This window comes from Actinomadura flavalba DSM 45200 (genome assembly GCF_000374305.1).
Taxonomy (GTDB): domain Bacteria; phylum Actinomycetota; class Actinomycetes; order Streptosporangiales; family Streptosporangiaceae; genus Spirillospora; species Spirillospora flavalba.
Genome location: NZ_KB894096.1, coordinates 427,986 through 453,806, shown reverse-complemented (window position 1 = coordinate 453,806; position 25,821 = coordinate 427,986). Strand labels below are relative to the sequence as shown.

The 25,821-nt window shown below is 74.3% G+C and carries 23 protein-coding genes; 10 read left to right on the top strand and 13 right to left on the bottom strand.

Going from position 1 to position 25,821, the window contains the following annotated elements; genetic code table 11:
- Nucleotides 1-5: 5 nt before the first annotated feature.
- From C229_RS0118120 to C229_RS33715, 6 genes are all read right to left on the bottom strand, one after another.
- Entirely contained in the window at nt 6-1,775 is a 1,770-nt protein-coding gene (locus C229_RS0118120; RefSeq protein ID WP_018656511.1) for an SDR family oxidoreductase, read from the bottom strand.
- The gene (locus tag C229_RS0118115; protein ID WP_240487328.1) at nt 1,772-2,620 is read right to left on the bottom strand and encodes a M24 family metallopeptidase; all 849 of its coding nucleotides are present in this window, start codon (nt 2,618-2,620) and stop codon (nt 1,772-1,774) included. Before C229_RS0118115 ends, C229_RS0118120 begins: the two co-directional genes overlap by 4 nt.
- Nucleotides 2,621-2,732: 112 nt before the next feature.
- On the bottom strand, nt 2,733-3,665 hold the full coding sequence (locus C229_RS0118110; protein WP_018656509.1) for a metal-dependent hydrolase: 933 nt from the start codon (nt 3,663-3,665) through the stop codon (nt 2,733-2,735).
- 163 nt (nt 3,666-3,828) lie between these two features.
- A complete protein-coding gene (gene fdhD, locus C229_RS0118105) occupies nt 3,829-4,641 on the bottom strand; it encodes a formate dehydrogenase accessory sulfurtransferase FdhD (RefSeq protein WP_018656508.1) in 813 nt (270 codons plus the stop codon).
- Nucleotides 4,642-4,678: 37 nt separating this feature from the next.
- Nucleotides 4,679-5,305 (bottom strand): trimeric intracellular cation channel family protein, encoded by a 627-nt coding sequence (locus C229_RS0118100; protein ID WP_018656507.1) that lies wholly within the window; start codon nt 5,303-5,305, stop codon nt 4,679-4,681.
- Between the two features lie 44 nt (nt 5,306-5,349).
- Nucleotides 5,350-5,526 carry a DUF3099 domain-containing protein gene (locus tag C229_RS33715; protein ID WP_018656506.1) on the bottom strand — a complete coding sequence of 59 codons (177 nt, stop codon included), beginning with the start codon at nt 5,524-5,526 and terminating at the stop codon, nt 5,350-5,352.
- Between the two features lie 93 nt (nt 5,527-5,619).
- Between C229_RS33715 and C229_RS0118090 the strand changes: the two genes are divergently transcribed.
- The gene (locus tag C229_RS0118090; RefSeq protein WP_018656505.1) at nt 5,620-6,378 is read left to right on the top strand and encodes an SDR family oxidoreductase; all 759 of its coding nucleotides are present in this window, start codon (nt 5,620-5,622) and stop codon (nt 6,376-6,378) included.
- 7 nt (nt 6,379-6,385) lie between these two features.
- Here the strand turns inward: C229_RS0118090 and C229_RS0118085 are convergent, their stop codons facing one another.
- A complete protein-coding gene (locus C229_RS0118085; protein WP_018656504.1) occupies nt 6,386-6,676 on the bottom strand; it encodes a DUF6343 family protein in 291 nt (96 codons plus the stop codon).
- 133 nt (nt 6,677-6,809) lie between these two features.
- On the opposite strand from C229_RS0118085, the gene fdh reads away from it, so the two are divergent.
- The 4 genes from fdh to C229_RS0118065 all read left to right on the top strand — a co-directional run bounded on the left by fdh (nt 6,810) and on the right by C229_RS0118065 (nt 12,703).
- Nucleotides 6,810-10,070 (top strand): formate dehydrogenase, encoded by a 3,261-nt coding sequence (gene fdh / locus C229_RS0118080; protein WP_018656503.1) that lies wholly within the window; start codon nt 6,810-6,812, stop codon nt 10,068-10,070.
- Nucleotides 10,071-10,141: 71 nt separating this feature from the next.
- Nucleotides 10,142-10,972, top strand: a complete 831-nt coding sequence (locus tag C229_RS0118075; RefSeq protein ID WP_081639940.1) for a 4Fe-4S dicluster domain-containing protein — start codon at nt 10,142-10,144, stop codon at nt 10,970-10,972.
- Entirely contained in the window at nt 10,969-11,991 is a 1,023-nt protein-coding gene (gene nrfD / locus C229_RS0118070; RefSeq protein WP_018656501.1) for an NrfD/PsrC family molybdoenzyme membrane anchor subunit, read from the top strand. Before C229_RS0118075 ends, nrfD begins: the two co-directional genes overlap by 4 nt.
- A gap of 88 nt (nt 11,992-12,079) precedes the next feature.
- The gene (locus C229_RS0118065; protein WP_018656500.1) at nt 12,080-12,703 is read left to right on the top strand and encodes a hypothetical protein; all 624 of its coding nucleotides are present in this window, start codon (nt 12,080-12,082) and stop codon (nt 12,701-12,703) included.
- A 64-nt stretch (nt 12,704-12,767) separates the two neighbouring features.
- Here the strand turns inward: C229_RS0118065 and C229_RS0118060 are convergent, their stop codons facing one another.
- Nucleotides 12,768-14,597, bottom strand: coding sequence for an AMP-dependent synthetase/ligase (locus C229_RS0118060; protein ID WP_018656499.1), 1,830 nt, complete (start codon nt 14,595-14,597; stop codon nt 12,768-12,770).
- A 143-nt stretch (nt 14,598-14,740) separates the two neighbouring features.
- Between C229_RS0118060 and selD the strand changes: the two genes are divergently transcribed.
- Together selD and C229_RS0118050 are read left to right on the top strand one after the other, a co-directional pair.
- Complete coding sequence (gene selD, locus C229_RS0118055; RefSeq protein WP_018656498.1) at nt 14,741-15,736, top strand: selenide, water dikinase SelD; 996 nt, start codon at nt 14,741-14,743, stop codon at nt 15,734-15,736.
- A gap of 119 nt (nt 15,737-15,855) precedes the next feature.
- On the top strand, nt 15,856-16,134 hold the full coding sequence (locus C229_RS0118050; RefSeq protein WP_018656497.1) for a GlsB/YeaQ/YmgE family stress response membrane protein: 279 nt from the start codon (nt 15,856-15,858) through the stop codon (nt 16,132-16,134).
- Between the two features lie 260 nt (nt 16,135-16,394).
- Here the strand turns inward: C229_RS0118050 and C229_RS0118045 are convergent, their stop codons facing one another.
- The gene (locus C229_RS0118045; protein ID WP_018656496.1) at nt 16,395-18,290 is read right to left on the bottom strand and encodes a propionyl-CoA synthetase; all 1,896 of its coding nucleotides are present in this window, start codon (nt 18,288-18,290) and stop codon (nt 16,395-16,397) included.
- Between the two features lie 99 nt (nt 18,291-18,389).
- On the bottom strand, nt 18,390-19,829 hold the full coding sequence (locus C229_RS0118040; protein ID WP_018656495.1) for an MFS transporter: 1,440 nt from the start codon (nt 19,827-19,829) through the stop codon (nt 18,390-18,392).
- Nucleotides 19,830-20,098: 269 nt separating this feature from the next.
- Between C229_RS0118040 and C229_RS0118035 the strand changes: the two genes are divergently transcribed.
- Nucleotides 20,099-21,823 (top strand): SelB domain-containing protein, encoded by a 1,725-nt coding sequence (locus C229_RS0118035; RefSeq protein WP_018656494.1) that lies wholly within the window; start codon nt 20,099-20,101, stop codon nt 21,821-21,823.
- A gap of 83 nt (nt 21,824-21,906) precedes the next feature.
- Nucleotides 21,907-23,097, top strand: a complete 1,191-nt coding sequence (locus C229_RS0118030) for an RtcB family protein (protein ID WP_018656493.1) — start codon at nt 21,907-21,909, stop codon at nt 23,095-23,097.
- Nucleotides 23,098-23,148: 51 nt separating this feature from the next.
- Here the strand turns inward: C229_RS0118030 and C229_RS0118025 are convergent, their stop codons facing one another.
- From C229_RS0118025 to C229_RS0118015, 3 genes are read right to left on the bottom strand one after another with little or no spacing between them, the layout of a single operon-like run.
- Nucleotides 23,149-23,376 carry a helix-turn-helix domain-containing protein gene (locus C229_RS0118025; RefSeq protein WP_018656492.1) on the bottom strand — a complete coding sequence of 76 codons (228 nt, stop codon included), beginning with the start codon at nt 23,374-23,376 and terminating at the stop codon, nt 23,149-23,151.
- Nucleotides 23,376-23,855 (bottom strand): DUF2975 domain-containing protein, encoded by a 480-nt coding sequence (locus C229_RS0118020; protein ID WP_026313905.1) that lies wholly within the window; start codon nt 23,853-23,855, stop codon nt 23,376-23,378. The genes C229_RS0118025 and C229_RS0118020 overlap by 1 nt, the downstream gene beginning before the upstream one ends.
- Before the next feature lie 52 nt (nt 23,856-23,907).
- Entirely contained in the window at nt 23,908-24,711 is an 804-nt protein-coding gene (locus tag C229_RS0118015) for an alpha/beta hydrolase (RefSeq protein WP_018656490.1), read from the bottom strand.
- A gap of 120 nt (nt 24,712-24,831) precedes the next feature.
- On the opposite strand from C229_RS0118015, the gene moaA reads away from it, so the two are divergent.
- Nucleotides 24,832-25,821: a GTP 3',8-cyclase MoaA gene (gene moaA, locus C229_RS0118010; RefSeq protein ID WP_018656489.1), complete on the top strand. Its 990-nt coding sequence runs from the start codon at nt 24,832-24,834 to the stop codon at nt 25,819-25,821.

Here is a 25,821-nt window from a genome sequence, read left to right as displayed (position 1 = left end):
CGCCGTCACCCGATGTCGAACCGGGCGAGCGCCCGCATGAGCCCCGGCGACACCTTCGACAGCACGTAGCCCAGCCGCGCCTCCGGTGTGACCGGCACGACCGGCCGGTTCCGCCGGACGGCGGTGACGATCTGCTCCGCGACGCCCTCGGGCCCGTAGCCGCGCAGCGCGTAGGCGCGCGAGGCGCGGTCCCGGTTCTGCTCCTGCTTCTCGGGGGTGCGGCCGACGAACCGGGACGTGCGGGTGATCGCGGTGTTGACGATGCCGGGGCAGATCGCGCTGACGCCGATGCCCTGCCCGGCCAGCTCGGCGCGCAGGCACTCCGACAGCATGAGGACGGCCGCCTTGCTCGCCGCGTAGGCGGGCAGCGTCCGCGACGGCGTGAACGCCGCCGCCGACGAGATGTTGACGATGTGCCCGCCCTGCCCGTGCTCGGCCATCTGAGCCGCGAACAGCCGGCAGCCGTGGATCACGCCGCCGAGGTTGACGTCCAGCACCCGCTTCCAGTCCTCGGGGGAGTGGTCGAGGAACGACCCGGCCATGCCGATCCCGGCGTTGTTGACGACGACCTCGGGCACGCCGTGCTCGTGCAGCACGGTCTTGGCGAAGTCCTCCATCGCGGCGGCGTCCCCGACGTCGACGCGGTAGGCGCGGGCGGGACCGCCGAGCGCCCCGGCGAGTTCGGCGGTCCGCTCGGCGGCGGCGAGGTCGAGGTCGGCGGCGACGACCTCGGCGCCGCGCTCGGCGAACGCGAGCGCGGTGGCGCGGCCGATGCCGCTGCCCGCGCCGGTGACGACGACCAGCGAGCCCTGGAACGGCCGCCGGTCCGGCGTGACGCGGGCGCGCCGCACCGCGCGGGCCTCGGCGGCGGTGAGCGCGCCGCCGGTGACGCGGCCGACGTGCTCGCCGATCCACCGCGCGACGGTGCCGGGATGGGTGCGCGGCACCCAGTGCCCGGCGGCGATCGGGCGCAGCGACAGGTCGGGCGCCAGCCCGGCGAGCCCGCCGACCAGGTGCGGGGAGACGAACAGGTCGCGGGTCGGGACGATCACCTGGACCGGGACGGCGACGTGCCGGTCGCGCGGGGAGCGCAGCCGGGCCGGCATGTTCGCCCGGTAGAGGCCGACCCCGGCGGCGCCGTCGCGCGGCAGCGTCCGCGCCGGGTGCCCGTCCCGGGGCCGCACGCCCTCACCGGCCTCCAGCGCGCGGGCGAACGGGCGGGCGAGCCCGGCCCGCCACAGCAGTTCGGGCAGCAGCGGCGTCTGGAAGAACGCGATGTACCAGGAGCGGACGCCCTGCGCGACCGCGCGCCGCAGGTTGCCCGGCGTCGGGCGGGTGAGATTGCGCCGCGTCCACCGGGCGGCGTGGTCCAGGGACGGGCCGGAGATCGAGGTGAACGACGCGAACCGCTCGGCCATCGTCGCGACGGCCTCCCAGCCCTGGATCGACCCCCAGTCGTGCCCGACCAGGTGGACCCGGCCGTCCGGCGCGGTCGCGTCGGCGACGGCGGCCAGGTCGGCCATCAGGTAGTCGAAGGCGTACCGGCGGCGGCCGGACGGACGCGAGGAAGCGCCCGCGCCGCGCACGTCGTAGCGGACGACGTGGAAGCGCCCGGCCAGCTCGGCGGCGACCTCGTCCCACACCGCGTGGGTGTCGGGGTAGCCGTGCACGAGCAGCACCGTCGGGCGGGCCGGGTCGCCCTGCTCGTAGACGGCGAGGTCGACGCCGTCGCCGCGCACGGTGCGGGAGCGGACGGACGGGGCAGCGGGGGTCATGCCTGGGCTTCCTTCCGGTCCGCCCAGCGGCGGACGTGCGGCAGATCGTCGTCGAGCCAGAACGCGTCGTCCTCGGTCACGACCAGGAGTTCCTCGAACTTGACGCCGACGCCCCGGAACCCGAGGTGCGGTTCGACGGCCCACAGGCCGGGCGTCGGGGGATGGTCGGAGTGGCGGGTGCCGTTCCACAGCGGGGAGCGGCCCGCGACGCGCTCGGTGACCAGCTCGCGGCCGATGGTCTGGAGGAAGCGGACGCCGAACGGGAAGCCGACGCGCTTGGGCAGCCGGCTGCTGATCACGCCGACCTGGTGGCCGATGACGCGGCCGGGGTACTTGGCGTGGCGGCTGCTGTAGCCGTGCCGGGCGATGAGCGCGTCCACCTCGGCGTAGACGTCGGCGAACGTGCGGCGCTCGCGGACCAGGTCGAGGATCAGCGTGCGGTACTCGGCGAGGTCGGTGTCCACGCGGGTCCACGCGCGGTTCTCGCCGAGGACGCCGCCGTAGCCGATGTCGGCGCTGTGGCCGTCCTTCACCGGCGCCATGTCGAGGATGTAGGGCATGCCCTCCTCCAGCGTCGCGCCGCTGGGCAGGAACTGCGTCGGGACGCGGAAGCCGGTGAAGGCCGACCGGTCGCCGAACCAGGCGAAGGGCGTGTGCAGCCAGTCGTCGACGCCGCGCGCGAGCAGCCACTTGCGCATCCGGCGGCACGCCTCGCGCTCGGTCACGCCCGGTTCGAGCGTGGCGGCGACGGCCTCGGCGCACGCGTAGCTCAGGCGCTGGATCTCCCGGAATCGCTCAAGCTCCGCGGCACGGTCGACGCGGGCGAGCGCCACTTTATTGGACACAATGTTAATTAAGCGCGGGGGTTGAACCCCGGTCAAGGTGTCCGCGAGGTGACGCTCGCCACACCCTCGCCGTCGGCGGTGAACCTGTGATATTGGAACGGTCGAGGACCGTCTAGTACGGGTCGTACCCGGCGGCCTGCGCGGCGGGCGAACCCATCAGGTACTCCAGCGCGCGCGGCGTGCTGCACACCTGCGACGGGTGGTGCGACGGGCGCAGGTAGACCGGGGCCTCGCCCAGAAGCAGCTTGAAGATGCCCGGGATGTGCCCCTGCCGGACCGAGCGCCGGTACTGGCGCAGCACCTTGAGCGGGCGGACCCGGCCGTACGTCGGGTCCTGCTTGAGCAGGTACAGCGACCCGCCGATCAGCGCCCAGTACAGGAAGAACAGCGACACCACCCAGGCGAACGCGCGTGTGGGGTAGCGGCCGCCGACCGCCTTGTAGACGTCGAAGACGACCGAGCGGTGCTCGACCTCCTCGGCGCCGTGCCAGCGCAGCAGGTCCAGCATGGTCGGGTCGACGCCGGCCTTGTCCAGCCGGTCGTTGTCCATGATCCACTGGCCGAGCACGGCCGTGTAGTGCTCGATCGAGGCGACCGCCGCCAGCTCGAACCGCAGCCGCCGCCGCCACGACCGCGGGTTCTTCTTCTTCAGCTCGGCCATCTGCGCGGGCCGGTCGGCGTTGCCCTTGCCCGCCGGGACGGTGATCTTGGTGACGTCGATCCCGTTGGCCTCCAGGATCTGGTCCAACACGCCCTGGTGCGACCGCGCGTGCACCATCTCCTGCCCGATGAAGCCGCGGATCTCCTCCAGCAGGCGCTCGTCCTTGATGTACGGGCGCGCGTCCTTGACGCACTGGATGAACCACTTCTCGCCCTCGGGCAGGACGATGTGGAACGAGTTGATGATGTGCGTCCCGACGGGGTCGCCCGGAATCCAGTGCAGCGGCGTCTTCGTCCAGTCGAACGAGACCCGGCGCGTCTTGATCGGGGGATGCCGCTCGTCGATGTCGAACACCGTCTCGTCCGACTCCGGGGGCCTCGTCATTTCGCGCTCCTCACATCCGCACCGATTGCCGCACTGCGACGAAGGGTACAGACCTTCCTTACCGCTCCGTATCTCCAAGTGATGAACTCACGCGGGCCGGTCGGCCCGCTTGTCCCCCAGGGCACGGCCGGGCGGGCGAATGTCGTGCGGGAGTGACAAAGGCTCAGGTCGGGACGCGTTCGGGAGCCGTGTAGACGTTCATCGTGTCGCCGCGCAGGAAGCCGATGAGGGTGAGGCCCGCGTCGTCGGCGAGGTCGACGGCCAGCGACGAGGGCGCCGAGACCGCCGCCAGGATCGGGATGCCCGCCTGCGCGGCCTTCTGCGTCAGCTCGAAGGACGCGCGGCCGCTCACCATGAGCACGGTGCCGCGCAGCGGGAGGCGGCCCTCGCGCAGCGCCCAGCCGACGACCTTGTCGACCGCGTTGTGGCGGCCGACGTCCTCGCGGACGGCCAGCGCCTCCCCGGCGGCGGTGAACAGCCCGGCCGCGTGCAGGCCGCCGGTGCGGTCGAAGACGCGCTGGGCGTCGCGGAGCCGCCCGGGCAGCGCGGCCAGGACGCCGGTGTCCACCGTGACGGTGTCGGCGGCCACGTCGTACCGGCGCTCGGCGGCCAGCGCCTCGATGCTGGACTTGCCGCACACCCCGCACGCGCTCGTCGTGGTGAACGCCCGGGTCAGCGCGGCGTCCGGCGGGGCGACGCCGGGCGCCAGGACGACGTCCAGCGTGTTCTGCTCGACGGTGTCGGCGCAGTAGCGCAGCGCCGCGACGTCGCCGGGCGCGGCGACGACGCCCTCGGCGACCAGGAAGCCGGTCACCAGGTCGAAGTCGTCGCCGGGCGTCCGCATGGTGATCGTCAGCGGGCGTCCCGCGACGCGGATCTCCAGCGGCTCCTCCACGGCGAGCGTGTCGGGCCGCCGTCCGCGCGTCCCGCTCGTGCTGACCCGCAGCACCGGCCTGCGCACCGTGATCCGCCCCATGCGAAGGACGCTACCCGCTGCGGGCGCGCTCTCCCCTCTAGTCGTGCACACCGCGCGGGCGCGGAGCCCGCCAGCCGCGCCGCAGGGCGAGGACGCGCAGGCCGAAGGCCAGGACGGCGGCGGACGTCGTGACGACGCCGCCGCGCGGGCCCAGCACCCACGACACCGCGACGACGGACGAGCCGAGCGCGGCGGGCAGCGCGTAGAGCTGACGGTCGTACAGCACCGAGGGGATCTGGCCGCTGAGCATGTCGCGCAGGATGCCGCCGCCGCACGCGGTGACGACGCCGAGCAGCGCGGCGTGCAGCGGCGACAGCCCGTACACCAGGGCCTTCAGCGTGCCGGTGGCGCAGAACAGGCCGAGCCCGGCCGCGTCGAAGAACAGCACCGCCGGATACAGCCGCGTCACCTGTGGATGCCAGAAGAACACCAGCGCGGACGCCACGAGCGGCGTCAGCGCGTACCCGAGGCTGGTGAACGCCGCCGGTGGGACGGCGCCGATCACCAGGTCGCGCAGGATGCCGCCGCCGAGCGCGGTGATCTCGGCGAGCACGACCATGCCGACGACGTCGAGCCGCTGCCGGACGGCCGCGAGCGCGCCGGACACGGCGAACACGAAGATGCCCGCCAGGTCCAGCGCCGCCGCGAACGCCCCCGGTTCCACACTGCCGATCCTGCCCGGCCGGGGACGGCGGCACGCGGCCGGGGTCAGCGCTCGCGGCCGCCGTTGGCGATGATCACGGCGATCGGCGGGATGACCGCCGCGACGACCGACATCAGGACGGCGGCGAGCGGCGAGAACCGCACCACGACGGCCCACGCGCCGACGAACAGCGCCAGGCAGCAGCCCATCATGATCAGGTAGGTCCGCGTGCGGCGCCGCATCCCTCCACCGTACGCCCCGCCCGCCGGACGCCCGCACGCCCCCGGTACGGTCGGACGATCCGTCCGGACGGCCGTCACAGGAGGACCCCCGCCATGGATCTGTTCAGCCTCACCGGCAAGACCGCGCTGGTCACCGGCGGTACCCGGGGCATCGGCCTGATGATCGCCCGGGGGCTGCTCCAGGCCGGGGCCGCGAAGGTCTACGTCAGCTCCCGCAAGGCCGAGGCGTGCGAGCAGGCGGCCAAGGAGCTGTCCGCGTTCGGTGAGGCCGTGCCGGTGCCCGCCGACATCAGCACGGAGGCCGAGTGCCTGCGGCTGGCCGAGGCCGTCGGCGACGGGCCGCTGCACATCCTGGTGAACAACGCGGGCGCCACCTGGGGCGCGCCGCTGGAGGAGTTCCCCGCGTCGGCGTGGGACAAGGTCGTCGACCTCAACCTCAAGGCGCCGTTCTACCTCACCCGCGCGCTGCTGCCCGCGCTGCGCGCGGCGGCGACGCCGGACGACCCCGCCCGCGTGATCAACATCGGGTCGATCGACGGCATCATGACGCCCGGCGAGCGCTACTCCTACACCACCAGCAAGGCGGCCGTGCACCAGCTCACCCGCGTCCTGGCCAAGGAGCTGGGGCCGCAGCACATCACCGTGAACGCGGTGGCGCCCGGCCCGTTCGAGTCGAAGATGATGGCGGCGACGCTGGAGGCGTTCGGTGACACGATCGCGGCGGCGGTGCCGCTGCGCCGCATCGGCCGTCCCGACGACATGGCGGGCGCGGCGGTGTTCCTGGCCAGCCGCGCGGGCTCGTTCGTCAACGGCGCGGTCATCCCGGTGGACGGCGGCCTGACCACGCTCTAGCGGACGGTCACTCGAACAGCGTGTGGTGCTCGCCGCGCTCGCGGCGGCGCTTCACGCGGCGTCCCACGACGACCAGGTCGACGAGGGCGACCGCCGCGAGCACGAACAGCACGACGCCGAGCCAGGGATAGCCGACCGCCCAGGACAGGACGCCCAGGCCCACGCAGATCACCAGCCCGAACCCGGCCAGCAGCAGCCGCAGGTTGAGCGCGCTGCGCCCCCACGGCGCCCCGGCGAGGGCCTTGCCGTGCTCGACGCCGCCCGCGCGGCGGTCGCCCGGCTCCCGTTCGCGTCCCATGCCCGGCTCCTTCCCCTCTGCGCCCACCCTGCCCGGCGGCGCCCCGCATGACACCTGACCTGCGCCTCCTCCGGATGATCGACGCGCCCGCCGACGGGGTAGGGGCCGGTCAACCGAGCCGGGAGGACGATCCGTGGGCATCCGTGAACGCATCGAGAGCTGGCCCGTCTACCGTCAGGTGACCGGGTCGGACCGGCTCGGCCGGGGCGCCGCCGCCGAGTCGGCGCGCACCGCCGGGCTGCGCCCGCGCACGGCCACGGCCGACCGCGTGGTGAAGTCGATCTGCCCGTACTGCGCGGTGGGCTGCGGGCAGCAGATCTTCGTCAAGGACGAGAAGGTCGTGCAGATCGAGGGCGACCCGGCCTCCCCGGTCAGCCGGGGACGGCTGTGCCCCAAGGGCTCGGCCACACTCCAGCTCACCACCGGCGCGGCCCGCCGCCACAAGGTGCTGTACCGGCGCCCGCACGGCACCGAGTGGGAGACGCTCGACCTGGAGACGGCCATGAACATGGTCGCGGACCGCGTCGTGACGACCCGCCGCGACACCTTCGAGTGGACCGCCGGAGACACCCGCGTCCGCCGCACCCTCGGCCTGGCCAGCCTGGGCGGCGCCACGCTGGACAACGAGGAGAACTACCTCATCAAGAAGCTGTTCACCGCGCTCGGCGTCGTCCAGGTCGAGAACCAGGCGCGGGTCTGCCACAGTTCCACCGTCGCGGGCCTCGGCACCTCGTTCGGGCGCGGCGGCGCCACCACGTTCCTCCAGGACCTCCAGCACGCCGACTGCATCGTCGTGCAGGGCTCCAACTTCGCCGAGGCGCACCCGGTCGGGTTCCAGTGGGTGATGGAGGCCAAGGCGCGCGGCGCCACGATCATCCACGTCGACCCGCGCTACACCCGCACCAGCGCCGTCGCCGACCTGCACGTCCCGATCCGGGCGGGCAGCGACATCGCCTTCCTCGGCGCGATCATCAACCACGTCCTCAGCACCGGCGCCTACTTCCGCGAGTACGTCCTGGCCTACACCAACGCCTCCACGATCCTGAACGAGGACTTCCGCGACACCGAGGACCTGGACGGCGTCTTCTCCGGCCTGGACGCCCACGGCCGCGAATACGACATCGATAGCTGGCACTACGACGGCCTGGACGTCGCCGCCGCGTCCGGCCAGCGCGACGTCGGCTACGAGCGGCGCGTCGGCCGCGCGGGCACCGGCAGGACCGCCGGGCCGTCCGAGAGCCGGGGCGCGGGCGGCGCCCGGCTCGGGGCGGGGCACCCGCGCCGCGACGAGACGCTGCGCGACCCGCGCTGCGTGTTCCAGGTGCTCAAGCGGCACTACGCCCGCTACACGCCCGAGGTCGTGCAGGAGATCTGCGGCGTGCCGCCCGAGCAGCTCGCCAAGGTCTGCGACGCGCTGGTCCGCAACTCGGGCCGCGACCGCACCAGCGCGTTCGCCTACGCGGTCGGCTGGACGCAGCACACGGTCGGCTCTCAGTACATCCGCGCGGCCAGCATCCTGCAACTGCTGCTCGGCAACATCGGCCGCCCCGGCGGCGGCATCCAGGCGCTGCGCGGGCACGCCAGCATCCAGGGTTCGTCCGACATCCCGACCCTGTACGACCTGCTGCCCGGCTACCTCCCGATGCCGCACGCCCACCTCCACGAGGACCTGGACGGCTGGGTCAGCGCCGACGCCCCGACCAAGGGCTACTGGGGCAACATGCGCTCCTACGCCGTCAGCCTGCTCAAGGCGTGGTGGGGCGACGCCGCCACCGAGGACACCGACTTCGCGTTCGACTACCTGCCGCGCCTGACGGGCGCGCACAGCACCTACGAGACGGTGCTGGCGCAGCGCGAGGGCGTCTGCAAGGGCTACTTCCTGATGGGCGAGAACCCGGCGGTCGGATCGGCGAACGCCCGGATGCAGCGGCTCGGCATGGCCGAGCTGGAATGGCTCGTCGTCCGCGACTTCTCGCTCATCGAGAGCGCGACGTGGTGGAAGGACGGGCCCGAGATCGAGTCGGGCGAGATGCGCACCGAGGACGTCGGCACCGAGGTGTTCTTCTTCCCCGCCGCCGCGCACACCGAGAAGTCCGGCAGCTTCACCAACACCAACCGGATGCTCCAGTGGCACCACGCGGCGGTCCACCCGGCCGGGGACGCCCGCAGCGACCTGTGGTTCACCTACCACCTGGGCCGGCTGGTCCGCGAGCGGCTGGCCGGGTCGGCCGACGACCGCGACCGGCCCGTCCTCGACCTCACCTGGGACTACCCGACCGAGGGGCCGCACGACGAGCCGTCCGCCGAGGCCGTCCTCGCCGAGATCAACGGGCACGGCCCAGACGGCGCGCCGCTGTCGTCCTACGAGCAGATCCGCGGCGACGGCTCCACGACGTGCGGCTGCTGGATCTACTGCGGCGTGTACGCCGACGGCGTCAACCAGGCCGCCCGCCGCAAGCACACCGACGACCAGGACTGGATCGCCGCCGAGTGGGCGTGGTCGTGGCCCGCTAACCGCCGCATCCTGTACAACCGGGCGTCGGCCGATCCGCAGGGCCGCCCGTGGAGCGAGCGCAAGGCGCTCGTCTGGTGGGACGCCGACGCCGGGCGCTGGACCGGCCACGACGATCCCGACTTCGTCCACGACAAGGCCCCGGACTACGTGCCGCCCGACGGCGCGACCGGCCCGGCCGCGCTGCGCGGCGACGAGCCGTTCATCCTCCAGGCCGACGGGCGCGGCTGGCTGTTCGCCCCGGCCGGGCTGGTGGACGGCCCGCTGCCCGCCCACTACGAGCCGCAGGACTCCCCGTTCGGCAACCCGCTCTACCCGCGCCACCCCCGCAACCCGGTCCGCTCGATGCCGACCGCCGAGGACAACCGGCCGCACCCGAGCGGCGACGAGCCGGGCGCCGACGTGTTCCCGTACGTGGTGACGACGTACCGGCTCACCGAGCACTTCACGGCGGGCGGCATGTCGCGCTGGTCGCCGTACCTGGCCGAGCTCCAGCCGGAGTTCTTCTGCGAGGTGTCGCCGGAGCTGGCCGAGCGGGCGCGGCTGGAGCACGGCGGCTGGGCCACGATCGTCACCGCCCGCAACGCGATCGAGGCGCGGGTGCTCGTCACCGACCGGATCGCGCCGCTGCGGGTCGGCGGGCGCGTCGTCCACCAGATCGGCCTGCCCTACCACTGGGGCCCGAACGGATACGCCACCGGCGACGCGGCCAACGAGCTGTCGGCCATCGCGCTCGACCCGAACGTGCACATCCAGGAGGTCAAGGCGCTGACCGCCGACATCCGGCCCGGCCGCCGCCCGCGCGGCCCGGACCGCCCGGCCTTCGTGCGCTCCTACCGCGAGCGGGCGGGCATCGACGCGACCACGGGCATGGAGGTGTGACGATGGGCCGGATCACCGGTGAGCTGCACGACGTCGCGGGGGACGCCGGGCACCGCGACCACCCGCCCCGGATGGGGTTCTTCACCGACACCTCGGTGTGCATCGGCTGCAAGGCGTGCGAGGTGGCGTGCAAGGAATGGAACATGGTCCCCGAGGACGGCCTGACCTTCACCGGCATGTCCTACGACAACACCCAGGGCCTCGGCGCCGACACCTGGCGGCACGTGGCGTTCATCGAGCAGCGCAGGCCGATCGGCGAGCAGGACCCGGGCCTGGAGTACGACGGCGTGGACGTCCTCGGCCTGGCGGGCGAGCGCGCCGACCTGCGCTGGCTCATGGCCTCGGACGTCTGCAAGCACTGCACGCACGCGGCCTGCCTGGACGTGTGCCCGACCGGCTCGCTGTTCCGCACCGAGTTCGGCACGGTCGTCGTCCAGGAGGACATCTGCAACGGCTGCGGCTACTGCGTGCCCGCCTGCCCGTACGGCGTCATCGACCAGCGCGAGGAGGACGGCCGCGTCTGGAAGTGCACGCTGTGCTACGACCGCATCTCCGACGGCCAGGAACCGGCCTGCGCGAAGGCGTGCCCGACCGACTCGATCCAGTACGGCCCGCTCGACGAACTGCGCGAGCGCGCCGCCGAGCGCGTCGAGCAGCTCCATGACGCGGGCGTCGCCGACGCGCGCCTCTACGGCCATGATCCGGACGACGGCGTCGGCGGCGACGGCGCGTTCTTCCTGCTGCTGGACGAACCGGAGACCTACGGGCTCCCGCCGGACCCGTTCGTCACCACCCGCGACCTGCCGTCGATGTGGCGGCACGGCGCGGTCGCCGCGCTGACCCTCGTCGGCGGCATCGCCGCCGCGTTCGCGGTGGGCGACCGGATCGGAGGGCGTCGATGAGCGAGGCACAGGTCACCCGGGCGGGCGAGCGGAACCAGCGGCCCGGCCGCGAGGCGAGCCCGGGGGAGCAGGGCGGCCGCCGCCGGGGCGGGACGCGGGAGCGCTCGATGGTGCCGCGCGCCGAGTTCGGCTCGTACTACGGGCGTCCCATCATCAAGGAGCCGACCTGGAGCGCCCGCGACATCGCGGGCTACCTGTTCCTGGGCGGCCTGGCGGGCGCGTCGTCGGTCATGGCGGCCGGGGCGCAGCTCACCGGGCGCCCGGCGCTGGCCCGCGCGGGCAAGGTCGGCGGGCTGACGGCGATCGGGCTGTCCACCGGCCTGCTCATCCACGACCTCGGCCGTCCCGAGCGGTTCTACAACATGCTCCGGGTGTTCAAGCCGACGTCGCCGATGAGCATGGGGTCGTGGATTCTGGCGATGTACGGCCCGGCGGCCGGGCTCGCCGCCGTCACCGACGTGACGGGGTGGTTCCCGCGCACCGGCCGCGCCGCGACGGGCTGGGCGGCGCTCACCGGACCGGCCGTCGCGTCCTACACGGCCGTGCTCATCTCCGACACCGCCGTCCCGGCCTGGCACGGCGCCTACCGCGAGCTGCCGTTCCTGTTCGCCGGTTCGGCCACGGCGGCGGCGGGCGGCCTCGGCCTGCTGGCCGCCCCGACCGGGCAGACCGGCCCGGCGCGCGCGGCGGCCGTGCTCGGCGCGGCCACCGAGCTGACCGTCAACGCCAAGATGCGGCGGGCGCTGGGACGCACCGCCGAGGTGTACCGGTCGGGACGTCCGGCCCGGCTGTCCCGGGTCGCCCAGGTCCTCACCGTGGGCGGCGCCGTGACGGCGGCGCTGGCCGGACGGCGGCACCGCGCGGTCGCGGCGGCGTCGGGGCTCGCGCTGCTCGCGGGCTCGGCGTGCACGCGGTTCGCGGTGTTCGAGGCGGGCCGGGCGAGCGCCGCCGATCCCGTCTACACCGTGGCCGCGCAGCGCGGCGCGGGGGGCGGGCGTCCCGGATCGGACGTCCCGTGATGATCGGGACGCCGGTCACGGGCGTCGCCCGGGCCGGGACTGCGAAGGTTGTCCCCGTCGCTGAACGAGACGGGGAAAGGGCACGAGGATGCGTGCGTGGCAGGGGGCCGTACTGGCCGGCGCGGTCGGCGCGGGGGCGCTGACCGGCTGCACGGTCAGGCTGGGGGACACCGGCGGCACGCCGGACGGGGCGCTGCCCTCGATCTCGTCGCCGCCGGTGACGGTCTCGGCGTCGCGCCGCCCTGCGGCGGGCGCCACCGACCCGGCGAGCGGGCTGCCGCGGCAGGCCGGGCCCTACATTCGCAACGATGAGGCCGAGCGCCGCGACGCCGAGCACATCCTGCGGATGCAGAACCAGCCGCCGTCCGACGGGCCCAAGTACGGGCTCGGCCCGCTGATGGCGGGGATCTACTCCTTCCCCGGGGACAACTCCCGGACGGGCGAGATGATGGTCGCCCGTGCCGAGGGCGCGTTCCCCGACACCGGCGCCGCGATGACCGACTTCACGCGGAACCTCCGCGCCGACGGCGTCGAGCTGGCGCCGGTCGACCTGCCCGGCTCGGCCGGCTGCGGAACCCGCGTCATGCAGGGCGGCCGGCTGTCGGTCTGCTACCTGGTGGACGCGCGGACGCTGCTGGCGGTCTTCTCCACCGGCGACGTGAGCGACACCGAGAACGCCCTGAAGCAGCTCTATCCCGATCTGCGCCACTAGGCGCTCCATGAACTCCGGTGGCCGCTGCGCGGGGTGGCGGCCACCGGTGCGTCCTCTCCGGATCTCAGGCGTAGAGGGCGTCGATCACGTCGGTGTACTTGTCGTGGACGACGCGCCGCTTGAGCTTGAGCGTCGGCGTCAGCTCCTCGCTCTCGGCCGTCCACTCGGCGGGCAGCACCCGCCAGCTCTTGACCTGCTGGACGCGGGCGAGCCGCGCGTTGGCGTCGGCGACGGCGCGCTCCACCTCGGCCAGCACGAGCGGGTGGTCGGCGAGCGCCGCCAGGTCGGCGCCCGCCAGGCCGTGCGCCGCCGCCCAGACGGGCGCGACCTCGCCGTCCAGCGTGATCAGCGCGACGACGTAGGGGCGCCGGTCGCCGTAGGCGAGGGCCTGGCCGACGAGCGGGTGCTCCTTCAGCATGTTCTCGATCATCGAGGGGGCGATGTTCTCGCCGCCCGCGGTGATGATGATCTCCTTCTTGCGGTCGACGACGCGCAGGAAGCCGTCGTCGTCGAGCGTGCCGATATCGCCGGTGTGCAGCCAGCCGTCCTCGTCGATGAGCGCGGCGGTGTCCTGCGGCCGGTTGAGGTAGCCGGGGGTGCAGGTCGCGCCGCGCACGAGGATCTCGCCGTCGCCGGCCAGCTTCAGGCCGACGCCGTCGAACGGGCGCCCGACCGAGCCGAGCTTGAAGGAGTCCGACAGGTTCGCGGTGATCGCGCCGGTCGTCTCGGTCATCCCGTACGCGTCGAAGATCTTCAGCCCGAGCCCGGCGAAGAACCGCGCGACCTCCTCGGGCAGCGGCGCGGCGGCGCTGGACGCCTGCACGCACCGGTCCAGGCCGAGCAGCGCCCGGATCGGGGCGAGGACGGCGGCGTCGGCCCGCGCGAACGCCTCCTCGATCTCCGGGGTGAGCGTGTTGCCGTGCTCCTGGGCGATCACGTACGCGCGCCCGGCGTCCAGCGCCGCCGCGACGCCGGCCTTCTTCGTCTCGTCCTGCTCGGCGGCCAGCGCCGCCTGCACGCCCGCCATGATCTTCTCCCAGACGCGCGGGACGCCGAAGAACCCGTGCGGCCGGACCTCGCCCAGCACCGCGCCGAGCCGCGTCGGGTCGGGGCAGAAGTGGATGTGCGCGGCGCGGCGGACCGGCAGGTAGTAGCTGAGCACGCGGTCGGCGATGTGCGCGAACGGCAGGTAGGAGATGCCGACGTTGTGGTCGGGGAAGATCGAGACGTTCTCGATGAACGCCGCCTCGTGGTCGGCCATCGCGTGCGTGATCCGCACGCCCTTGGGGTTGCCGGTCGTCCCGGAGGTGTAGAGCAGCGTCAGCGTGTGCTCGGGGGTGAGGGCGGCGAGACGGTCGTCCAGCGCGGCCGGGTCGTCGGCCAGGCGCCGTTCGCCGAGCGCGGTCAGGCCGGCGAACGACAGGAAGCGCTCGTCGCCGTCCGGCACGGCGGCGGGGTCGACCACCACGACGCGGCGCAGCGCGGGCAGCCGGTCCAGGACGGGCAGCCAGCGCGCGAGCTGCTCGGCGCCGTCCAGCACCGCGACGGTGGCCGAGCAGTCGGCGGCGACGAACGCGATCTGGTCGGGGGCGAGCGTCGCGTAGACGGTCGCGGGCACGCCGCCCGCGTGCACGGCGCCGAGGTCGGCCAGCACGTGCTCGGTGCGGTTGGGCATCATCAGCGCCACGACGTCGCCCGGCTCCAGGCCCAGCGCGGCGAACCCGGCGGCGGTGACGAGCGCGTCGCGGCGCAGTTCGGCCCAGGTGCGGGTGGTCAAGCCGTCGGGGCCGCGGTCGGAGTAGGCGGGCCGGTCGCCGTGCGCGGCGGCGGTCGCCGCCAGCCGCGCCACGAGCGTTCTCGTCCCGGTGTCGCCGCCGTCCTGCCGCGCGCCCATGGGATTCCCCTCTCACCTGCTGATGTCAGTGGCCACTTATCGCACCATGGCGGGCACCCCGGCGACAAGGGGTGCCGCCGGGTGATCGCGTCCGTACCTTCCGCTCCTTGATCATTTGCTGAGAAATGTGAGATACCTTCCCAGTGATCGCCCTCCCCGCAGCGCTCCGCCTCACCCAGTACGCCCATGGCGGGGGAGGCGGCGGGAAACTGCCGCCCGCGGCGCTGGAACACCTCGTCGCCGGGCTCACCGGCCCCGCCGCCGCGGGCCTGCTCACCGGAGCGGGCGACGGCGACGACGCCGCCGTCCTGCGCATCGACCGGGGCCAGGCCGTCGTCTCGGCGGCCGGGTTCCACACCCCCGTCCTGGACGACCCCTACGACTGGGGCCGCGTCGCCGCCGCGCACGCCCTGTCCAACGTCTACGCCGTCGGCGGCACCCCCGTCCTGGCGCTCAACCTGCTCGCCTGGCCGTGCGACGGGCTCGCCCCCGACCTGGCCCGCGAGGTGCTGCGCGGCGGCCGCGACACCGCCGCCGCCGCCGGATGCGTCATCGCGGGCGGGCACAGCGTCGACGACCCCGTCCCCAAGTACGGCCTGGCCGTCACCGGCTCCGCCCAGCCCGACGCGCTGCTGCGCCTGTCGGCGGGCGCGCCCGGCGTCCCGCTCTCGCTCAGCAAGCCGCTCGGCCTCGGCACCCTCAACGCCCGGCACCGCGCCACCGGCGAGACGTTCCCCGGCGCGGTCGAGACGATGGCGGCGCTCAACGCCGGAGCCGCCCGGCTCGCCCTCGCGGGCGGCGCCGTCTGCGCCACCGACGTCGGCGGCTTCGGGCTCCTCGGGCACCTGTACAAACTGGCCCGCGCCAGCGGCGTGACCGCCGTCGTGGACGCCGCCGCCGTCCCCTTCCTGGACGGTGCCCGCGAGAGCGTGCGGGACGGCTTCGTCCCCGGCGGCACCCGCCGCAACCTCGCCTGGGTCACCCCGCGCACCGACTTCGGCGGGATCAACGAGGAGGAGCGGCTGCTGCTCGCCGACGCCCAGACCTCCGGCGGCCTCCTGGTCGCCGGGGAGATCCCCGGCGCCCCCGTCATCGGTGAGCTGATCCCTGCCGGGCCGCACCCCCTCATCGTGCGGTGAACCGTCGATAGCGGTAAATGTCCGTCGTCGCAGGTCGTGTCGTTGATCGTGACGGTGGGTATGGCCTTCGATACCGGATCGCGCGACGCGGTACGGAACTCATGACCGAAGGAGCGGACATGACCATCGGGGGGATCTTCACCGCCATCATCTTCGGCGCGATCATCGGCGCGGTCGCGCGGCTGATCGTTCCCGGGCGGCAGAGCATGGCCATCTGGCTGACGGTCGTGGTCGGTATCGTCGCGGCGTTCATCGGCACCGCCGTCGCCCACCTGTTCGGCCTGGCCACGGACGGTTTCAACTTCTGGGAGGTGCTCTTCCAGATCGCCTTCGCGGTGATCGGCGTCTACCTGGTCTCCGCCTTCCGGCCGAAGGGCGGAGCGGCCTCCGGCCGCTGAGTTTGCTTTGCCGCGACTGCGTCGCGGCGGGGGTCAGGGCCCTTTTAGCACCGACGCGGAGGCCATGATCATCCTCTCTTCGTTCCGGATGATCATGGCCTCCGCGTCGGCGCGGCCCTGACCCGTGCGGGCCCGGGTTCATGCCGCCCCGAGGCTCCCGAACCCGGGAGCCCGGGAAGGCCCGGAGTCACGAGGCCCGGAGTCAGGAGTTCAGAGCCGGGAGTTCGGGGCCGGGAGTTCGGGGCCGGGCGTTCGGGTTTTCAGGTTGGCTGCTCGTGGCGTAGGAGTGGGCGTAGTGCTTCCAGCACCGTTGGGTCCTCGATGGTCGGGGGGATCGCGACGTCGGTGCCGTCGGCGATGCCGCGGAGGGTGGCGCGCAGGATCTTGCCCGAGCGGGTCTTGGGGAGCGCCGGGACCACCGACACCTCGCGCAGCGCCGCCACCGGCCCGATCTGCGCCCGCACCCGTGCGACCAGCTCCGCCGCGACCTCGTCCGCGCCCGCCTCGACGCCCGCCTTCAGCACGACCAGGCCGCGCGGCACCTGGCCCTTGAGCGGATCGGCCACCCCGATCACCGCGCACTCGGCCACGGCCGGGTGCGCCGCGATGACCTCCTCCATCGCCCCGGTGGACAGCCGGTGCCCCGCGACGTTGATGACGTCGTCGGTGCGGCCCATCACCCACAGGTAGCCGTCCTCGTCCAGGTGGCCGCCGTCGCCGGTCAGGTAGTGGCCCGGATGCTCGGTCAGATACGACTCGACGAACCGCTCGTCGTCCTGCCACAGCGTCGGCAGCGTCCCCGGCGGCAGCGGCAGCCGCAGCACGATGTCGCCGTCGGTGCCCGCCGGGACGGGCGAGCCGTCCGGGCCCAGCACCCGCACGTCGAACCCCGGCACCGGCACCGACGGCGAGCCCGCCTTGACCGGCAGCGGCTCCAGGCCGCGCGGGTTCGCCGCCACCGGCCAGCCCGTCTCGGTCTGCCACCAGTGGTCGATCACCGGACGGTCCAGCACCCGCGCCGCCCACGCGTAGGTGTCGGGGTCCAGCCGCTCGCCCGCCAGGAACAGCGTCTCCAGCGCGGACAGGTCGTGCGCGGCGAGCAGCGCGCCGTCCGGGTCCTCCCGGCGGATCGCCCGGATCGCCGTCGGCGCCGTGAACAGCGCCTTGACGCGGTGCTGCGCGGCCACGCGCCAGAACGCGCCCGCGTCCGGTGTGCCGACCGGCTTGCCCTCGTACAGGACGGTCGTGCAGCCCGTCAGCAGCGGCGCGTACACGATGTAGGAGTGGCCGACGACCCAGCCCACGTCGGACGCGGCCCAGAACACCTCGCCCGGCCCCACCCCGTACACGTTCTGCATCGTCCAGCGCAGCGCCACCGCGTGCCCGCCGTTGTCGCGCACGACGCCCTTGGGGCGGCCCGTCGTCCCCGAGGTGTACAGGATGTACAGGGGGTCGGTGGCGGCGACCGGGACGCACCCGGCCGGAGCGGCGGCGGCGACGGCCTCGTCCCAGTCCACGTCGCGCGGCGGCGTCAGGTCGGCGTGCAACTGCGGGCGCTGCCGGATCACGCAGCGCGGCACCTTGTGCCGGGCCAGCTCCAGCGCCTCGTCCAGCAGCGGCTTGTAGGGCACCAGCCGCGACCCCTCGATCCCGCACGACGCCGACACGACCGCCTTCGGCCGGGCGTCGTCGATGCGCACGGCCAGCTCACGGGCGGCGAACCCGCCGAACACCACCGAGTGCACGGCGCCGATCCGCGCGCACGCCAGCATCGCGATGACCGCCTCCGGAATCATCGGCAGGTAGATCACGACGCGGTCGCCGCGCTCGACCCCCTGCGCCAGCAGCGTTCCGGCGAACCGCGCGGTCGCGTCGCGCAGCTCCCGGTAGGTGTACGTGGCGACGGTGCCGGTGACCGGGCTGTCGTAGATCAGCGCGGCCTGCCCGCCGCGGCCGTCCTCGACGTGCCGGTCCAGCGCGTTGTCGCAGGTGTTCAGCTCACCGCCGGTGAACCAGCGGTAGAACGGGGGCGCGCCGTCGTCCAGGACGCGGTCGGGCGGGACGAGCCAGCGCACGTCCCGGGCCGCCAGGCCCCAGAAGCGGGTCGGGTCGGCGATGCTGCGCTCGAACGCGGCCTCGTAGGGGCCTTGGCCCATGTCGTCCTCCCGTGGCGGATCGTGCGGCTCGGGGCGTGGGCCGCCCCCCCTATAGGGCACGGATCGGACGGCACCCGTCAAGGGCTTGCGCCGTACCGGTCAGGGCACCGGGAGGGCGCGGTGGCGCAGCCCGGCGGCGGCCGCGACGAGCGCGGCGAGCGCCGCCCCGGCCGCGATCACCCAGAAGCACAGCTCGTAGGCGGCCCGCGACGGCAGCGCCGTGCCGTCCAGCGTCGACGCCGTCAGGATCGCGGCGGTCACCGCCCCGGCGACGCTGCCGCCCGTCGTGCGCACCAGCGAGTTGATCCCGCTGGCGATGCCGCTCTGCCCCATCGGGACGTGCTGCACGGCCAGCGTGCCGAGCGCGGCGTAGGCGATGCCGAACCCGGCGCCCTGGATCGCGCTGAACGCCAGGACGTCCAGCGGCCGGTCGTTGGCGACGGCCAGCCACACGTAGCTCGCCGCCGCCGTCGCCGCTCCGGCCGCCAGCGTGTACGCGGCGCCGAACCGCGCGGTGGCGCGGCCGGTGACCAGCGAGCAGCCGAGCATCGTCACCGTGCTCGGCAGCATGTAGAGGCCGACGTCCAGCACCGACCCGCTCATCCCGTATCCGGCCTGCGCGCGGGGCGCCTGGACGAACCCGGCGATGAGCGTGAACGCGGCGAACATCGAGAAACCGAGCAGCGCCGAGGCGGTGTTCGCGCCGAGCGACCGGGGCCCGACGAGCAGGCCGAGCCGCACCAGCGGGCGCGCGGTGCGCCGCTGCGCCACCGTCCACACCGCGCACAGCGCCGCCGCGGCGGCGAACAGGCCGAGCACGCCCGCCGACGTCCACCCCCACCGGTTGCCCTGGCTGATGCCGAGCAGCAGGCAGACCAGCCAGACGGCCAGCAGCGCCGCGCCGAGCAGGTCGGGCCGCCCGCCGGGTCGCTCGCCGGTGTCGGGCGTGGCGACCGCGACGAGGACCAGCACCGCGACGGCGAGCCCGGCGGCGATCCAGAAGACCGGGCGGTGGCTGGGCGTCCGGTCGGCGATGACGCCGGTGACGATCATCCCGATCGTGCCGCCGACGCCCATCGTCGCGCTGACCACGCCGATCGCCGTCGTCACCCGGGCGGGCGGGAACGCGTCGCGGATCATCCCGATCGCCAGCGGCACCAGCGCCGCCGACGTGCCCTGCAACGCGCGGCCCGCGACGAGCACCGGCAGCGACGACGACAGCGCGCACACGACCGACCCGGCCAGCAGCAGGCCGAGCGCGGCCAGCACCATCCGCTTCTTGCCGTACAGGTCGCCGAACCGCGTCAGCAGCGGTGTCGCGACGGCGCCCGCCAGCAGTGAGGCGGTGAACACCCACGTGACCGCCGCCACCGACACCCCGAAACCCGTCATCAGGCGGGGGATGAGCGGGATCACCAGCGTCTGCTGCACCGACACCGCCAGCCCAGCCGCCGCCAGCGCGACCAGGACGACGCGGGGACGCGCGGTGCGGGCGGGGACGGACGCGGGGGCCGCGACGGTCGTCGTGGCACAGGTCATGGGCGGGCAACCTCCGAAGGGGGATGGGACGCCGGGAAGGACGGCGCTCCGCGCAGCCTACTCCTTAGCCTGTAAAAGTATCTCGGCCTTTCCGGCGGGCGCCCACCGGCGGGAACACCGCGCCGGAGAATCTCAGTCCGTGGGCGGCGCCTCCTTCCGCGACCGCCTCCGGCGTCCGTAGGGTGGTCGCGGGCGGAGGACCGGCGCCGCGGTCGCGCCGCCCCGCCCCTCGCCGTCCCGACGCAGTCCGCCGCCCCGGAGGGCCACGCATGCAGGTCGCCGTCACCGCCGGCCACGGCGGGCACGGGAAGACCGCGGTCGTCCGCGCGCTCACCGGCTACGCGCCGCGCCCGGTCCCCGGCCGGGCCCGGCCCGGTCTCGGCGTGGCGTCCACGGGCCTCGCGGGCGGGTCCTGGCTGACGTTCGTGGACGTCCCCGGCGCGCCCGCCGCGCTGCCCGCCGCGCTCGCCGCCGCCGGGACGGCCCCGGCCGCGCTCGTCGTCGTCGCGGCCGACGGCGGCTGGCTCGCCCAGACCGAGGACCACTGCACCGCGCTGGACGCGTTCGGCGTCCGCGAGGCCGTCGTCGCCGTTACCCGCGCCGATCTCGCCGACCCCAAGCACGCGCTGCGCCAGGCCCGCGAACGGCTCGCCCGGCACGCGTTCGCCGCCGCCGAGATCGTCGCGGTCAGCGCCGACACCGGCGCCGGGCTGGACGAGCTGGGCGCCGCGCTGGACCGGCTCGTCCGACGGCTGCCCGTCCCCGATCCGGCGGCGCCCGCGCGGCTGTGGATCGACGGGGTGCGCGAGGGCGGCGGGGCCGTCACCGGCACGCTCACCGCCGGGACGGTCGGCGTCGGCGACGTCTTCCTGCTGCTGCCCGGCGGGCACCGCGTCCGCGTGACCGACGTCACCGGCGAGGCCGCCGAGGAGGGCCGCGCCCGCAGCCCCGCCCGCGTCACCGTCGGGCTGGACGGCGCGGGGCACGTCCCGGTCGCGCCCGGGTCCGTGCTGGCCGCGCCGGGCGCGTTCACGCTCTCGGGCGTGATCGACGTGCGCACCCGGTCCGGCGAGCCGTCCGGGCGGCTCGGGCGGCGGCTCACCCTGCACCTGGGCGCCGCCGCCGTGCCCGTCCGGCTGCACCCGATCGGCCCCGACACCGCCCGGCTCACGCTCAACGCGCGGCTGCCGCTGCACGCCGGGGACGCCGCCGTGCTGCGCGACCCGGCGCGCGGGACGCTGGCGGGCGTCCACGTCCTCGACCCGCGCCCGCCCGCGCTGGTGCGGCGCGGCGCGGCGGCGGCCCGCGCCCGCGAGCTGGCCACCTGGCCGGACCGGCCCGACGGGACCGTCCTGCTGCGCCGCCACGGCGTGCTGCGCCCCGCCGCGCTGACGGCGCTCGGCTGCGACGTCCCGGCGGGCGCGCTCGCCCTGAGCGACGGCTGGGTCGCCGATCCGGGCCGGTGGGCCGAGCTGCGCGCGCGGCTCACCGTCGCCGCCGCGCAGCACGCCGTCGACCACCCGCGCGCGCCGGGCGTCCCGCTGGAGGAGGCGCGGCTGCGCCTCGGCCTGCCCACGCGGGACCTGGTGGCGGCCCTGGCCGAGCCGCCGCTGCGCGTCGCCGACGGCCGCGTCCACGGCCCGCCCGGCGCGCTGCCGCCGAGCGTCCTGGCGGCGCTGCGGCGGCTGACCGCCGACCTGTCCGCCGCGCCGTTCGCCGCCCCGGACGCCGCCCGCCTGGCCGAGCTGGGGCTGACCGAGGGGGCGCTGGCCGCCGCCGAGCACGCGGGCGCCGTGCTGCGGCTGCCGGGCGACGTCGTCCTGCTGCCGGGCGCCGCCACCGAGGCGCTGCGGGTGCTGTCGGCGCTGCCGCAGCCGTTCACGCTCGCGCGGGCCGGGGACGCGCTCGGCGCCCCGCGCCGGGTCGTCACCGCGCTGCTGGAACACCTGGACGGGCTCGGCCTGGCCCGCCACACCGGCGCGAAAACCGGTTGAACGCGGCGCGCCCGTTCCGTCCTAATGGTCCCCGGGAACGATCACGTTCTCCGACGACGACCCGAAACAACGGAGGGAAGGCCGTGCCTTTTCAGACGCTCAAGGGCGGCCGGGTTCCGATCCGCATGTGGACCGACCCCGCGACCGTCGAGGACGTCGCGCTGGAGCAGCTCCGCAACGTCTCCGACCTCCCGTGGATCGAGGGCCTGGCCGTGATGCCCGACGTCCACTACGGCAAGGGCGCCACCGTCGGCTCGGTGATCGCGATGCGCGACGCCGTGTCGCCCGCCGCCGTCGGCGTGGACATCGGCTGCGGCATGACCGCCGCGAAGTCCTCGCTCACCGTGGAGGACCTGCCCGACGACCTGGCGGGCCTGCGGCACAAGCTGGAGCGCGCGATCCCGGTCGGCCGCGGCTCGCACAAGGAGGCCGTGGACCCCTCCGCGCTGCCGGGGCTGAAGCTGCGCGGCTGGTACGAGTTCTGGTCGGCGTTCGGCGAGCTGCACCGGGGCGTCCAGAACAAGCTGGGCCGGGCCCGCGACCAGATGGGCACGCTCGGCGGCGGCAACCACTTCCTGGAGCTGTGCGCCGACGACGCGGGCGCGATCTGGCTCGTCCTGCACTCGGGTTCGCGCAACATCGGCAACGAGCTGGCGTCGCGGCACATCGAGGCGGCCCGCAAGCTGCCGCACAACCAGGACCTGCCCGACCCCGACCTCGCGGTGTTCCTCGCGGGCACCGACGAGATGGAGGACTACCGCGACGACCTGTGGTGGGCGCAGGACTACGCCCGCCGCAACCGCGCCGTCATGACGGCGCTCGCGCAGGACGTCGTCACGAAGTTCTTCAAGGGGCGCGTCACCTGGCAGGACGCCATCTCCTGCCACCACAACTACGTGGCGGAGGAGACCTACGGCGGCGTCGAGCTGATCGTCACCCGCAAGGGCGCGATCCGCGCGGGCCGCGGCGATCTCGGCATCATCCCGGGGTCGATGGCGACGGGCACCTACATCGTGCGGGGCCTCGGCAACGAGGCCGCGTTCAACTCCGCGTCGCACGGCGCGGGCCGCACGATGAGCCGCAACAAGGCCCGCAAGTCGTTCACCGTGGACGATCTCGTCGCCCAGACCCGGGGCGTCGAGTGCCGCAAGGACGCGGGCGTCATCGACGAGATCCCCGGCGCCTACAAGGACCTGGAGTCGGTGATCGCCCAGCAGTCCGACCTGGTCGAGGTGGTCGCGCACCTGCGCCAGCTCGTGTGCGTGAAGGGGTGAGGGGAGCCCGGCCGCGAACGCGGCCGGGCTCCTCCGCGCTCTCGCGGGCGCTCAGGCCGGTTCGCCGGGCCCGTCGTCCGGCACCCATTCGAGCAGGTCGCCGGGCTGGCACTCCAGGACCCGGCACATCGCCTCCAGCGTGCTGAACCGCACCGCCTTGGCACGCCCGTTCTTCAGCACCGCCACGTTCGCGGGCGTCAGCCCGACGCGTTCGGCGAAGTCGCCGACGCTCATCTTGCGCTTGGCCAGCTCGACGTCGATGCGCACCACGATCGGCATCAGATGACCGCTTCCATGTCGGTCCGCAGCGTGGTCGCCCTGCGCAGCAGCGCCCGCATGACGATCATGAGCAGCCCGCCGACCGTGACGCCGGTCGTCAGCAGGAACAGCACCATCGGGAGTCCCGGATCGTCGGCGTTGACGCCGACGTAGACGAAGACCGCCACCAGGACGGACCAGCCGGCCGCGAACGCCCACACGATGACGTCCACCCAGACCAGTGACGCCTCGGTGAAGATCCGGTCGTCGCGGACGAGGGTGAGCAGCCGCCAGGTCGCCACGATCACCACCTGCACGCACACCACCCAGAACACGGTCACGGCCGTCGCGGGCCACCGCAGGTACGCGTCGTGGGGGTTCTCCTTCGCCATGTGCGCGAACTGCCCCGGCAACGACATCGTCTCGAACACCACCAGCACCCCGAAGAGCACCACGAGGAACACCCGGAGAAGGGCCACCGCCCAGCGTTCTGTCACCATGCATCGAGTGTCACGCGCTATCTATCGAAAGTCAATCGGTAACTATTGATGATCAAGGGATGCGGCTCGCGATCCACGTCGTCACGTCGGACAGCACCCCGGCGCGGTTCGTCTCGTTGAAGACCTCGTGCCGGGCGCCCGGATAGACGATCTCGGTGAGGTCGGTGCCGCGCAGGGCGTCGATGCCGGTGCGGGTGCCGGCGAGCGGGACGAGACGGTCGTCCGCGCCGTGCACCCAGAGCGTCGGGAGGGCGCCCAGGCCGCCCGCGTCGCGGGCCGCGCGCAGCGCGGCGTCCAGCGCCTCCAGGGTGGGCCGCTTGAACGGGCCGTGCCAGACGAGCGGGTCGGCGGCGTACGCCGCCCCGACCGCCGGGTCGCGCGACAGCGTGGCGGTGTCGATCGGGTCGTCGGGGATCGTCGCGGCGGCCAGCAGGTCCTCCAGCGCGCCCCACCTGCCGAGGACGGGCCCCGACAGCACCAGCGCGGCCAGGCCGCCGCGCGTCTGGGCGTAGCGGGCCGCGACGAGGCCGCCCATCGAGTGCCCGACGAGCACCACCGGCAGGTCCGGGTGGTCGTCGCGGGCCGACGCCACCAGCGTGTGCAGGTCGGCGACGACGTCGGCGACGTCCTCGATCAGCACCGGCTCGCCCGCCGAGCGGCCGTGCCCCAGGTGGTCGGGGCCGCAGACGGTCGCGCCCGCCGCCACCAGCGCGTCCGCGACGTGGTGGTACCGGCCGAGATGCTCGCCGTAACCGTGGGCGAGCACCGCCACGTAGCGCGGATCGGGACGCGTCCAGGCCCGCGCCGTGACGGCCCCGTGCGTGCCCGCGAACTCCCACTCCCGGACGGCGGCCATGGCTCCTCCTGCTGTCGCGATCTTGATCCGGACGCGCTCACCGTCTCCCGCGATGCGGCCGATCGTCAATCACCGGCTTAGGCTGGCGTGCGACGCGTCTCCCGAGGAGAGGACCATCCGGTGCTGGTCGACGATCACGGCCGGACCGCCACGGACCTGCGGGTCTCCCTGACGGACCGGTGCAACCTGCGGTGCTCCTACTGCATGCCGCCCGAAGGGCTCGACTGGCTCGCCAAGCCCGAGCTGCTGACCGACGAGGAGATCGTCCGGCTCGTCCGCGTCGGGGTGGAACGGCTCGGCATCACCGAGGTGCGCTTCACCGGCGGCGAACCGCTGCTGCGGCGCGGCCTGCCCGGCATCGTCGCGGCGGCGGCCGCGCTCGAACCCCGCCCGGAGATCTCGGTGACGAGCAACGGCATCGGCCTGCGACGGCTCGCCGCGCCGCTCGCCGAAGCCGGGCTCGACCGCGTCAACATCTCCCTCGACACCCTCGACCCTGGAACGTTCAAGACGCTCACCCACCGCGACCGCCACGCCGACGTCCTCGCCGGCCTGGCCGCCGCGCACGACGCCGGGCTGCGGCCGGTCAAGGTCAACGCGGTGCTGATGCGCGGCGTCAACGAGCACGAGGCCGTCCCGCTGCTGCGTTTCTGCCTCGACCACGGCTACCGGCTGCGGTTCATCGAGCAGATGCCGCTGGACGCCCAGCACGGCTGGACCCGCACCGGCATGATCACCGCCGAGGAGATCCTGGGCCGCCTCGCCGAGGCGTTCACGCTGACGCCCGCGCCCGGTGCCGAGCGCGGCAGCGCCCCCGCCGAGACGTTCGTCTTGGACGGCGGCCCCGCGCGCGTCGGCGTCATCGGCTCGGTCACCCGCCCGTTCTGCGGCGCGTGCGACCGCGTCCGGCTCACCGCCGACGGCCAGATCCGCAACTGCCTGTTCGCCACCGAGGAGTCCGACCTGCGCGCCGCGCTGCGCGGCGGCGCCACCGACGACGACCTGGCCGCGCGCTGGCGCGCCGCCGTCCGCACCAAGCGCGCGGGCCACGGCATCGACGACCCGGGCTTCCTCCAGCCCGTCCGCCCGATGTCTGCGATCGGCGGCTAG